Source organism: Lacrimispora struthionigena (assembly GCF_048627165.1).
Classification (GTDB): Bacteria; Bacillota; Clostridia; order Lachnospirales; family Lachnospiraceae; genus Lacrimispora.
The window spans coordinates 2,148,976-2,161,448 of the sequence record NZ_JBMBWP010000002.1; the positions used below are offsets into that span (position 1 = coordinate 2,148,976).

Consider the following 12,473-nt stretch of genomic DNA (forward strand, 5'->3'; position numbering starts at 1 on the left):
TTTCTCCTTTTCACTATGATCCAATCGTTAACGGATCACTGCTTTTTGTTCCGCTCTATCACCCTCCAGATTTTCTCCGGAGTTGCCGGAATGCTTAATTCATCCGGATAACTTCCCAGAGAACAAAGAGCATCTGTAATAGCAAAAAATACGGATTCTCCATAGATAAACGGCGGTTCTCCAATGGCCTTTGACCGCTTAATGCCAAGTTCATTCATGCAGCCTTCCATCAGTTCAATATGAAATTCCTCCGGTATATCGCCAATAGTTGGAATCTTATAGGTTGCCGGTGAACTGCTTAAAAGTCTTCCTTTGTCCTGATATACCAGCTCTTCCGTTGTAACCCAGCCCACACCCTGGATAAAAGCACCCTGGATCTGTCCGATATCCACCATTGGGTTGATGCTGCTTGCACAGTCGTGAAGAATATGGGCTGAATCAAGGGTGGTGCTGCCGGTAAGCAAATCAACGGTCACTTCTGTGACTGCCGCGCCAAATACATAATATAAAAATGGATGCCCTTCTCCTTTGTCCCTGTCAAAATAGATACCGGGAGTTGCGTAATACCCGTGATCGCATAAATCAATCCGTTCAACATACGCCTTTTGTACCAGTTCCTTGAATGAGATAAGAGGATTCTCATAATCTGTTTTTCCCTCATGTACCCCATAGACATAGCCGTTTTCAAACACGCCATCTTCTCCGGGATATAACTTTGATATCAGTTTTTTCAGCCTTCCAAGAATTTTAAGTGCGGCATTCTCCACCGCGTGCCCGTTTAAATCACATCCCGAAGACGCAGCAGTTGCCGAAGTATTGGCAACCCGTTTGGTATTATTGCTTTCAATTCTGATTGTTCCAATAGGAACCCCCAGGGTAGTAGCTGCTATCTGTGCAATCTTCGTGTTAACTTCCTGACCCATCTCAATGGCCCCGTGGGTGACAGAAACAGATCCATCTGTGTATACCTGAATCAGGGCACTTCCCTGGTTTAAATGGGCTGCAGTAAAGGAAATGCCAAACTTCACCGGAGTGATCCCAAGTCCTTTTTTCACAAACCGGTTTTTCTGATTGAACGCAGCAATCTCTTTTTTCCGTTCATCCCATTGGCTGTCAGTTCTCAGTTTTTCTAAAATTCTTCCAATGTCTTCCCCATGATGGATTTCCTGCCCGTAAGGGGCCAGATCCCCTTTGTGGTACATGTTCTTCATTCTCACATCATATGGATCCAGTCCCAGGGTATATGCAATTCTCTCAATTACGCTTTCAATTGCGAAAATTCCCTGAGGTCCGCCAAATCCCCGAAATGCAGTAGCGGGGTGTAAGTTAGTCTTGCAGGGTCTTCCAATGATTTTTATATTCTCAATGTGATAGCTGTTTTCAGCATGAAGCATTGCCCGTTCCAGAACGGAGGTGCTCACATCAGCAACCGCTCCACAGTTGGAATTAAGCTCTACGGAATATGCAAGAATCTTTCCTTCTTTATCAAATGCCACCCGGTAATCGCTTTCAAATGCATGGCGCTTTCCTGTTGAGAGCATATCCTCATCTCTGGTCAGGCGTATCAGAGCAGGGCGCCCGGTATGACAGGCTGTAAGAGCAGCAAGGCAGGCCCAGGAAGTTGCCTGAGATTCCTTTCCTCCGAATCCTCCGCCCAGTCTTTTAATGTCTACTGTAACCATATTCTGAGGCAGCCCCAGAACTCCCGATGCCATCTTCTGAATCTCGTTGGGATTCTGAGAGGAGGAATACAGGGTAATGCCGCCATTGTCTTCCGGGACAGCCAGGGCACTCTGGGTTTCCAGATAAAAATGTTCCTGTCCCTCATTTCTGATTACTCCCTCCATATAACAGGGGCAGTCAGCAAAAACAGACTCCACATCACCACGTTCAATTTTACGCACAGGACCCACATACTGATCTCTTTTTATGGCTTCCCTTACAGTCAGCACAGGTGTCTCTTCTTCTACCTCAAACAGGATCTGTTCCATGGCGGCTTCCGCTTCCTTTATGCTTTCTGCAGCTATGATTGCAACAGGTTCACCCACAAACTGTACATGGCCCTGAGCCAGGCATACCTCATCTTTAATGATTCCACCGATCTGATTCTCACCTGGAATATCCTCTGCAGTCAGAACAGCAGCCACTCCCGGCATCTCACTGGCTTTTTGTGTATCCAGTTTTATAATCCGTCCGTTTGCAACCGGACTAACCATGACTTTCACATATAGAAGATTTCCGGGCTTTGGAATATCGTCAATAAACTGGGAACGGCCCATTACGTGATCACGTCCGCTTACGTGTAACGGTGAGGTTCCTGCCTGCCCCCACTGATTATCTTGTCTCATCTGTTCATTTTTCATGACCATCTGCCTCCTGACTGCTTTCATAAGCCAGATAATGTTTCATTAAAAGATTCTCCATTACAGCTTCCCGGTAATCTGCACTCCCTCTCACATCGCCGATGGGTGATGCCTCTCCCCGGATTATGTCATAAGCCTCCAAAAAAGTTTCCTCTGTCATGCGCTTTCCCTCCAGGTAATGAGAGGTTTTTGGCATATAAAGTGTAGTAGGACCCACACCTCCGCAAGCCATGGACGCTTTTTTAATCATACCCTCTGATATCTGTAAGGCTATGGCTGAATTAACTGCGGATATGTCCACTTCTTTTCTCTTGCTCACCTTTTCGAAGTGGATAAAATCATACACTCCCACTGGAATGGAAATGGAAGCAACCCACTCATCTGATTTGTTCTCTGTCTGTTTATAGCCATGATAAAATTCACGGACAGGAATGCTTCTTGTTCCGTCACAGCCTTTTAAATGTACGACTGCGTTTACTGCCATCAAAAGAGGAACGGTATCTGCTACTGGCGAGGCATTAACAAGATTCCCTGCCAGGGTAGCTGACGATCTTACCTGCTCTGAACACATGCCTGAAACTGCATCGGAAAACTGCGGGAAAATTGGATTTACCTGATCAATAATCTCCGATAAAGTAACTCCGCCTCCAATGGTCAGCTGATTATCCCTGTATGAAATATTCTGCAAAGATGAAATTCTGCTGATATCCACAAGAAGTCTGTAATGCTGGTTTCTTTTCTTGATTCCCACTACCACATCGCTTCCGCCATTTAAAAATCTTAAATTCTGTCCGGAAACAAGTTCTTCGTGGTCTCTTATAAAAGCTTCCAGGCTATCTTCTGAAACAGGAGAATAATATGCATGAACCCCATCATCAATAAAAATATCTTCATGGACAAAAGCCAGCTGTTTTTCTTCTGTCTCCTCCAGATAAGAGGGACGGATTTCTTCAGAATGAATGGTTAAATCCTTTAAATATTCCGGCACTTTGCGAATGGATGCATATCCCGTGCACCGGCAGAGATTTCCCTCTAAATATCTGCGGAACTCTTCTTTTCCGGGATTGGGTCTCTCCAGATACAGAGCCAGTATAGATAAAATTACGCCTGGTGTACAAAATCCGCACTGAGTCGCATGTGCATTTAAAACAGCTTCCTGTATGGGATGAAGCTTTTCTTTTTGTGCAAGCCCCTCTATGGTAATGAGATGCTTCCCCTCCAATTTTGCCGCCAGATACAAACAGCCCGCAACAGACTTATAATGTACCTCTCCTTCTCTCACCTCCCCGATCACTACCGTGCATGCTCCGCAGTCCCCCTCTCCGCAGCCTTCCTTGGTTCCATTTAACTGAAACCGGCTGCGAAGAAGCTCCAATACTGTTGTTTCCCCATTGACGGAAATCTCTTTCAATTTTCCATTCAGAAAGAAGCGAATCGTCTTTTTCATACCTTTCCTTACTCCTTTTCATTCCTGTTTTTACCGCTGGTCTGCATGCATTTCTTCGGGCATTTGGATAAAAAAAAGCCCCAGGCACACGAAACACACACAAAACAACTGCTTCCTTTGAAGCGGCAGTTCAGTCTGTGCTCATGTAGCCTAGGGCAATTTAAGGTCGCCTGGTCGAGACGCTCAAACCATATTAATGAGCTTATACAAGAAGCAGTCCATATTCAAATACTTCTTTGTATCTTTACAAATAATTATAGCGGATTATACCAGATAGTCAATAAAATTTTCTGTTTTCTAGTATTTTCCTAACTTCATATGACCTGCAAGCTCTGTTTTGGATCTCTGCTTAATAACCCATGCCTCATCCTTGGCCTGAGTGAATGCAGATACACATTTGGGATCTAAGTTATCCTCAATTCCTTCCTTGCACAATGCAATTATCTTCTCTGCTAATGTGATCACTTCCATGTGAATGGCATTGGTACGATCAGAACGGTATATTTTTTCAGCATCTTCTTCACTGAGTTCTTCAAACTTCTCTGCTCCAACTTTACATTTCGGGCAAACTTCCGGAGCAGTCTCTCCTTCATGAACATAGCCGCATACAGTACATTTAAATAATTTCATATAACATGCCTCCTAATTGAATTATTTTTATCAATACTAAAAACTACTATTAGTATCTCTCATACAATCTCATTTGTCAACCAATGAGAATTTTTTCACATTTATTAACAATTTATATATGGTATAACTTGTAGTATCTCCGTTATTGAGTCCGGTGCAAACGTCCGGATTCTCTCTTCCAGTTTTAACAGAGCTGCTTTGATTTTAAATGCATCAATTCCCGGAGGCGCATAGATTGTAAACAGAACGTCCTTTGTATCCGGAGTTAATCTGGTATCATAGTCCGGCCCTTTTAAAATACTGGAAAACACTCTGGTGCTGTCACTCATTATCATATCACCTGCTGTAGCGGTCAGTTCTCTTCCAGAGATAGACTGGTAGCTTTCTTTTCCTGCCGCCAGATTCAGGTGGAGTGGTAGCTTCAGCTTGTTTAAATCATGACCGGCAGTCAGCAGCATGCTCTCCAGCTCATTAAAAAACATGGATTGAAGCAGAGGTGATTTAAAAGCGCATGTTTTTTCCCCTTTTAACATGGAATCAAGCTGTGCCAGCAGGTGATAGCTTTGTCCAAACCTTTTGTAATAGGCTGCGTAGGCGTCAACAGGACTTTGTGTTTTTAATTCTTTTCTGGTAACGCCCTCATATTTCTTCCTCAGCTCATTTAAAAATATGACCTCATCTTCTTTTTTGCATTCTGCTTTTTGCGTAATTCCTTTTACAATCAGGACTCCTAAATGAGTGCCTGGATAAATTTGTTCTACGTTTTTATCAAATATAATCATAATTGCCTCCTGTTTTGTGACTGCTGTCCGATTAAAAGCATGCTTAAAATAATAAAACCACCTCCAGCCCATTGGTTCAGACCAATTGGTTCTTTCAGGAAAAACAGCGACAGCAGCATGGAGGTGAGGGGAATCATACCTGAAAATGCAGCTGTCGTATAAGCATCAGAGCGCCTGACTCCCTCAAAGAAGAAAACAAAAGCCAACGCAGTAACCACCAGACCGTACCAGCCAAGTGCCAGCCATTCCTTCCAGCCAATAATGGAAAATGACGGTACAGACAGCTGATAAAACCCAGGGATCAGAGATAATAAAAAGGCAATTAGTGATACCAGATACATCTGTATCATAGGCGGAACTAAACGTAATTCTGTATCATTACCCTCTTCCCTGTATTTTCTTGAAATAATATTGAATGTTGATTCACTTGCCGCAGCACAGAGAACCAGTAAATTTCCAGCAGCATGGTTTATAGAAAATGCAGCTAAATTCTGTGGATTATTCTGTATCAGTATAATTCCCAACACGCTGCTGACAATGCCTGATACAGTCCAGATATGACAGGTTTCTTTTAATACCAGAAATGCCAGAATGGAGGTAATCGCTGGTGTTGTACCCGTTAAGATTCCAGCTTCCACAGTGCTTGTCAGACCCACGCCTGTCAAAAGGAACAGGCGGAATAAAACAATCCCAAAGCCTGCCTGCAACGTAAAAACTGCCAGTTCCCTTTTCTTTAGACGGGCAGCCGTACGAATAGACCTGACTCCATAAAAAGGGAACAGACAAATAAGCATAATCCCTAAACTGACAGGTGTTACCACGCGTCCATTCATCCTTTCCGTAAGCACCGCCCCAGTAACAACGGAAGTCCCCGCCAGGGAAAATCCAAGCATTAAATAAATTTTTCCAGAAATATTTTTCATCTCATCCCTTTCACACAGCATTGCAATACAGCGGATATTTGCTATAATGATACCTTAAGGAACTGGCTATGGTAAGAGCCAGTTCAGACTTATTTTCAATGGTCCAGTGAAAGGAAATAATATGTGGGGAATAGAATTGTGCACCAACAGCGAAATTAGTCTGGCACGCCAGATTTTCCTCTCCCTTAGAAAACGGATTCTAACAGGAGAGATTCTTCCAGGCGAACCACTGCCCTCCACCAGGGAACTTGCAAAAGGGCTGGGAACCTCACGAAATACTGTATGTGAAGCCTATGAAATGCTGCTGACAGAAGGGTTTATTATCAGCCGGCAGGGTGCCCCATCAAGGGTGGCAGAAGGGCTGCATATGATACCGAAAAGCCAGGGAAGCACTCAGGATACAGAAAAAAGCGAGCCGGTGATCCGTTGGAATTTTAAAACCGGACAGCCGGATCTGTCACTTTTTCCGTGGTCTTCCTGGAGCCAGATGATTCACAAAGCATTAAACAGTCTTCGTGTGCACCAGCTGGAATACAGCGGTCCAAAAGGATATGAACCTTTATGTATCGAGATATCCAGGTGGCTGATGCGCAGCAGAAGCATGGAGGTAGATCCGGAAGATCTGTTTATTACCTCAGGAGCCACCCAGGCATTCTATTTGCTGGTTGATATTCTATATAAAAAAGAACGGCCTTTTGCGTTAGAGAATCCTTCCCACCCAGGGATTCGCACTGTCATAAATGACCGGAATTATCCTCTGTGCTACATGCCAGCAGACCGGCAGGGCGCCGATGAATCATGGATTAAAACAATGGATTTATCAGCCGTATATGTCACCCCTTCCCACCAGTTTCCCTTAGGCAGTATTCTGCCTGCTGCGCGCCGCACATCCATGATTCGGCTGGCAGCAGAAAAGGATTACTATATTATTGAGGATGATTACGACAGTGAATACCGCTACAGCGGCTCACCGGTAACCCCTCTCTACTCCATGGATCCTTCCAGGGTCATCTATGTGGGAACATTTAGCAAAACTCTGTTTCCTGCTCTCAGAATCGGATTTGCCGTGATTCCTAAAGTGCTGCAAAAAAAATGGAGGCATTACCGGAATTATCTGGATGTTCAAAATCCCGTATTGGAGCAGATCGCCCTTACGGAATTTTTAAAAAGCAGGAAGATGGACCATCACATTGGGCGTATGCGCAAAGTGTATGCAAAAAAGCGCGAAACCCTTCTGGCAGCAGCGAAGGAGGCATTTGGCAGCAAGGTTAATTCCTGGGGCGATGAATCGGGACTTCATGTGGCTCTGGAATTTCCAGATATGAATTTTGGAGATGATTTTGTTTCAGATTGCAGAAAGAACGGCATACAGATACAGACTGTCTCCCAGTACTGCAGTGATGAAAATTTACATACGAACAAATTATTATTGGGCTACGGTCATTTAAGTGAAAAGGAAATACTGGATGGCGTAGCTGCATTGAAATCATTGATGGGAACTGACTAAGTATTTACTAAAGGGATAAAAATAAAGGAAGGAATGTATGGTTAATATAGAAACCATGCAAACGGCTATGAAAAATAAAATTTTTAAATTTATAAAATTATTTTTACTTTGTTTTTTTATATGCACTATTGCATTAATCATATATGATACGATAGTACACCATACATTTATTACTCATTATAATTATATAAATGATCTCCGTATAACCATACCGATAAGTTTGGTATGTAGTATTGCTCAGTTAAAAAATTAAGATTCAATATAAAAAGTACCGGAGAAAAGACAGCCAGTGTCTTTTTCTCCGGTCTTATTTTTTTGAGCTTCCTCAATCCAATATCAGCTTAACTCCGAAACCTTTCTGTACGTAAGTTAGAAATTTCATATCCTTTTCCTTTATCTGGCCGATTACATTCAAACGTTCATCCATCGGAAGATCCACACGGGCAATTTCAAGCTCCCCCATATACCTTAAATATTTTTTATTGGAGATGGAGATGCTTCCTGCTTTTCTGATCCGCATCCCGTTTTCTCTTTCTTCCGCTTCTATCACCTGTTGATATAATCTGGATTCCTGGGAGCGGAACAGATATTCACTGGAATCGGGTCTGTCATGATGAATCTGATCTCTTACAAATTCATAGCCTGGTAATAAGTCAGCCCTCAGCTCCACATAACCCTGGCTGATGCATTTTACCGCTTTCCAGTCCTTCTCTGTGATGTCCACATCTCCAACCAGCACCACATCACAGCATCCCTCCATGGAAAGCTCCAGCATGTTATATGCCACCTCATCCATTCGGCTTCTGTGGTCTTCCACGGTTGGTAATCCTTCAAAAAGCGGTCCTCTGAGCGTCAAGTTACCCGGCACAAATGCCATGGTTGTAAATCCCAGATATTTTAACCGGTTGTTGATTTTTCTCACCTGTCTTAAAGACAAGGCGGTAAACTGTTTGGGATAAAAGTTATGGCAGGCTGCAAATTTAGTAAAATCTGCCCCACACTGTTTCCATTCCAAAAGTTCCTCCTCCATAATGGTGGAGGCATTAAAAACAACATAAAAGTGTTTGGATATTTCAACCACTTCCCTGGGGGAAAAGCCATAATCCAGCCTTACATGGGTGATTCCTAAGGATTTTAATTCTTCCATGCTGGCAACACCAAGCTTTTCATAGGTTTCCGGCCCCACATCCGCAATCAGGTTTAATTTTACTTCCCTGCAACAGTCTAAAAGGTGTCTGATACTCTTACTATAATCCACCCCTGTCTCTTCCGGTATGTGGAGAGAGGTAAATGCATAGGTGACTCCGTTTTTTACCGCTTTTTTAATCAGCGCTTCATTCTTCTCCATTCCACTGGAGAAGTAGATGGAAATTCCAGTTTTCATTATTCCTCTCCGTATACCTCATTGATTCTGTTTTCATCTACGCCAAAGAAGTAAGTTACTAAAAATCCGCCTGCGTAGGCTACCAGCATAGCCAGTATAAAGGACAGCTGCTGACCCGGTTTTACAATCAGAAGCCCGAACAGACCGGAAACACCCTGGGAAACGGTTCCCAGATGAAGAAGTGCTGCCAGCGCTCCTCCGAAGCCGCTGCCGATGCAGGCAGTTAAGAATGATCTGCCAAGAGGCAGGGTAACTGCGTACATCATTGGCTCTCCGATTCCAAGAATTCCTACTGGTATAGAGTCTCTTATGTATCTTTTTAATTTCTTATTTTTTGTTTTTACGTAAAGAGCGATTCCAGCCCCTACCTGACCGCCGCCTGCCATCATTAAGATCGGAAGCAGATAATTGATGCCGCCTGTGGCACCAGCCGGGTCATTTAACATGGCGTGAATGGGTGTCAGTGCCTGATGCAGTCCAACTGCAACCAGTGGCAGGAAGCCCGCAGAAAGAATATAACCGCCTACAACTCCCATTTTCTCATATGCAAAGCTTAATACTGCAAAGATCACCTTGGTCAGTCCGGCTCCCAGAGGCTGAATGACTAACAAAGCAACAATTCCGCCAATGATCAGCACCAGAAGGGGGCTAATAAATGTATCTATTAAATCCGGCATGTGCTTTCTGATCCGTTTCTCCAGTTCTGCAAAAAACATACCTGCAATTAAAGCTGCTAAAAGACCTCCGGAAGCAGGGTTAAACGGGGCGTTGGTAATCGGCAGAAGAATCTGCTTTTCATTAATGGTTGCAAGAAGCGGCATGCCTGCATTGGCTATGGACATAGCTCCTGCAATGGCGCCCAGTGCCCCTGATCCTCCAAACTCTCTTGCTGCATTGTAACCTACCAGAATCGGAAGATAGGCAAACAAAGCCCAGCCCATGGTTCTGATGCATGCGAACCACCATACTCCTGCCAGCGCTCCGTGTGTAGAAACATTGATAACATTGCAGATACCGTTAATTAAACCTGCTGCAATGATTCCAGGTAGGAGTGCTACGAAAATATTGGCAATTTTCTTTAAGAATCTCTGGACAGGCTTGTCGTATTTTGCCTTTTGCAGTTCTTTGTTTTCTCTTGTAACTGTATTAATATCTGCACCATTTTCCCCGTCTTCTGCCTGACCTTTGGGAAGTCCTGTAAGCTTATAAAATTCTTCTAATACTTTGTTTACCTTGCCAGGACCAAAGACGATCTGAAGGGTATTGCTTTCCACTACGCCAAGGACTCCCTCCACCTTCTTTAACTGCTCTAAGTCCACTTTTGATAAATCTTTCACCCCGATGCGAAGCCTTGTCATACATGCAGCATTGGATGTAATGTTGGTTTTTCCTCCCAACAATGATAACAGTTCTTCACTGACTTGCTTGTAATCCATTGTTCTCCTCCTTTAATGATAATTTTATAGTTCCGGCTTAGCTGGTAAACCAAAGCCCCCTTTCTTATTCTATTTCAAAGCCTGACGGACATTCCCGCCTGCTTTTAACAGCTTTTCTCTCGCTTTGCTGGCATCACAATCAGACAAAATCATAATCACTGCTGTTTTCACATGACCGTCTGCCTGTTCCAGTACCTCTTTTGCTTCCTCTCTTTCACACCCGGTTGCAGTCATCACGATATTTTGTGATCTCACTACAAGCTTTTCATTGCTCTGTCTGACATCCACCATTAAATTCTGATAGACTTTCCCGATTCCGATCATACTTCCGGTTGATATCATGTTTAAAACCATTTTCTGAGCTGTACCTGCCTTCAGTCTGGTGGAGCCGGTAAGTACTTCCGGTCCGGTAACCGGTTCAATGGCTAACATTGCTTCCTTTCCAATGTCAGAATTTTTGTTGCATGAAATGGCTACGGTTTTACAGCCAACGGAACGTGCATACCGGAGTCCATGAATCACATAAGGCGTTCTGCCGGATGCAGCAAGACCTATTACGATATCTTCTTTTGAAAGCCAGATGGACTTTAATTCCTCTTTGCACAGGGTTTCACTGTCTTCCGCACCTTCCACCGCCTCCACAAATGCCTTCTCGCCTCCTGCAATCAGACCCACAACCATCTGTGGCGGTACGCCGAAAGTAGGCGGACATTCCACTGCATCAAGTACTCCCAGGCGGCCAGATGTACCCGCTCCCACGTAGATGATTCTGCCTCCTGCTTTCAGGCTTTCCGATGCCCATTCAATCGCCTGTGCGATCTGTGGAATTACTTCCCCGATTGCCTTAATAACAGCACCATCCTCCTGATTCATAATCCGGGCAATTTCAGTGGGAGTCATCTCATCTAACCCCATAGTATCCGGGTTTCTTGACTCCGTTGTCAGTTTTGATAAATCAATCATCTTTTATGTTCCTCCGTCCTTCTGTATATGGGTTCTGCCAAACTGGTTCATGCAGAACTCGTAATTCCGATTTACGTAAGCAGTAAACAGTACATCCACCACATTTAACTGTGAAATTCTGGAAGACATGGCTCCGCTTCTGTGAATAAGCTCCGTCGCTGCTACAGGCAATACATAATCTGCTTCTGCCGCAAGCTTCGATTCTACCGCTCTTGTAATGGCAATCACCTTTGCACCGTTTGCCTTTGCTTCTTTGGCGCACTGAAGCATCTCTTCTGTTAGACCAGAATAGCTGATGACAATTGCCACATCTCCGGCTCGTAAATTTTTTGCTGTTAAAAACTGGGCATGCCAGTCATCACATAAATTGCAGATCACATCTGCCCTTAAAAGCTTAAGATATAAATCCCTTGCCACCAGAAGGGAGGTGCCAAGTCCAAACAGGGAGACGGTTCTGCTGGTTTCCAAAAGCTTCACACAGGAAGTAATCGTCTTAGGTTCCAGAAGCTTTCTTGTTGTTTCCAGTGACTCGATGTTTTTCTTTGTTACCTTGTAAATAATGTCTTCCACCGTGTCCTTCTGGGTAATCTTCTGAAATGCGATGTCCCGGCTTTCCCGAAATAAAGCCACCTCGTAGGCAAGAGTACTCTGAAAGTCTTTATAACCTTTGCACCCCAGCTTTTTACACAGCCGGACAATGGTTGCAGGGGAAGTATAGGTTTCTTTTGCAATCTCCTTAATGGTCTTCCTTAACACAGATTCCGGATTTCTCTGAAGCCGGCTGATCAGCTGTTTTTCGGCCTCTCCGGCATTTTGAACATAGTCATCAATTCTTACAAGCAGACCTTTCATTCTCTGTTCCTTTCTAAAAAACCTGAAGGGATTCCATGCGCTTTGCAGTTGTATTGAATCTCATTCTAGCTGGTTTGTATTATAGTTTCAATATGAGAGGAAAACTATGAAACTTATTTTCATTATATGATGCTTTCAAAGGGATTAACAGAAGAGATTTTTCCTAAGACAAGCAAAAAAATCCGG

The 12,473-nt window shown here is 43.7% G+C and carries 9 protein-coding genes, 1 pseudogene and 1 riboswitch; of the genes and pseudogenes, 1 reads left to right on the forward strand and 9 read right to left on the reverse strand.

Going from position 1 to position 12,473, the window contains the following annotated elements; translation table 11 throughout:
* Window positions 1-35 precede the first annotated feature (35 nt).
* From xdhB to ACOAOT_RS19025, 5 genes and pseudogenes are all read right to left on the reverse strand, one after another.
* Window positions 36-2,363, reverse strand: a complete 2,328-nt coding sequence (gene xdhB, locus ACOAOT_RS19005) for a xanthine dehydrogenase molybdopterin binding subunit (protein WP_420218405.1) — start codon at window positions 2,361-2,363, stop codon at window positions 36-38.
* A complete protein-coding gene (locus ACOAOT_RS19010) occupies window positions 2,353-3,810 on the reverse strand; it encodes a xanthine dehydrogenase small subunit (RefSeq protein ID WP_420218406.1) in 1,458 nt (485 codons plus the stop codon). Before ACOAOT_RS19010 ends, xdhB begins: the two co-directional genes overlap by 11 nt.
* Window positions 3,811-3,936: 126 nt before the next feature.
* A riboswitch (purine riboswitch) is annotated at window positions 3,937-4,040 on the reverse strand.
* Between the two features lie 286 nt (window positions 4,041-4,326).
* Window positions 4,327-4,440 (reverse strand): annotated as a pseudogene (locus ACOAOT_RS19015) (rubredoxin-like domain-containing protein); the annotation flags it as partial.
* 104 nt (window positions 4,441-4,544) lie between these two features.
* The gene (locus ACOAOT_RS19020; RefSeq protein ID WP_420218407.1) at window positions 4,545-5,222 is read right to left on the reverse strand and encodes a hypothetical protein; all 678 of its coding nucleotides are present in this window, start codon (window positions 5,220-5,222) and stop codon (window positions 4,545-4,547) included.
* On the reverse strand, window positions 5,219-6,145 hold the full coding sequence (locus ACOAOT_RS19025) for a DMT family transporter (protein WP_420218408.1): 927 nt from the start codon (window positions 6,143-6,145) through the stop codon (window positions 5,219-5,221). The genes ACOAOT_RS19020 and ACOAOT_RS19025 overlap by 4 nt, the downstream gene beginning before the upstream one ends.
* Before the next feature lie 121 nt (window positions 6,146-6,266).
* Between ACOAOT_RS19025 and pdxR the strand changes: the two genes are divergently transcribed.
* The gene (gene pdxR / locus ACOAOT_RS19030; RefSeq protein ID WP_420218409.1) at window positions 6,267-7,652 is read left to right on the forward strand and encodes a MocR-like pyridoxine biosynthesis transcription factor PdxR; all 1,386 of its coding nucleotides are present in this window, start codon (window positions 6,267-6,269) and stop codon (window positions 7,650-7,652) included.
* Window positions 7,653-7,977: 325 nt separating this feature from the next.
* On the opposite strand, the gene ACOAOT_RS19035 is transcribed toward pdxR, so the two are convergent.
* The 4 genes from ACOAOT_RS19035 to ACOAOT_RS19050 form a co-directional block, all read right to left on the reverse strand.
* Window positions 7,978-9,036 (reverse strand): MupG family TIM beta-alpha barrel fold protein, encoded by a 1,059-nt coding sequence (locus ACOAOT_RS19035; RefSeq protein WP_420218410.1) that lies wholly within the window; start codon window positions 9,034-9,036, stop codon window positions 7,978-7,980.
* On the reverse strand, window positions 9,036-10,472 hold the full coding sequence (locus ACOAOT_RS19040) for a PTS transporter subunit EIIC (RefSeq protein ID WP_420218411.1): 1,437 nt from the start codon (window positions 10,470-10,472) through the stop codon (window positions 9,036-9,038). The genes ACOAOT_RS19035 and ACOAOT_RS19040 overlap by 1 nt, the downstream gene beginning before the upstream one ends.
* Window positions 10,473-10,541: 69 nt before the next feature.
* On the reverse strand, window positions 10,542-11,435 hold the full coding sequence (gene murQ, locus ACOAOT_RS19045; RefSeq protein ID WP_420218412.1) for an N-acetylmuramic acid 6-phosphate etherase: 894 nt from the start codon (window positions 11,433-11,435) through the stop codon (window positions 10,542-10,544).
* Window positions 11,436-11,438: 3 nt separating this feature from the next.
* On the reverse strand, window positions 11,439-12,287 hold the full coding sequence (locus ACOAOT_RS19050) for a MurR/RpiR family transcriptional regulator (RefSeq protein ID WP_420218413.1): 849 nt from the start codon (window positions 12,285-12,287) through the stop codon (window positions 11,439-11,441).
* Window positions 12,288-12,473 lie beyond the last annotated feature (186 nt).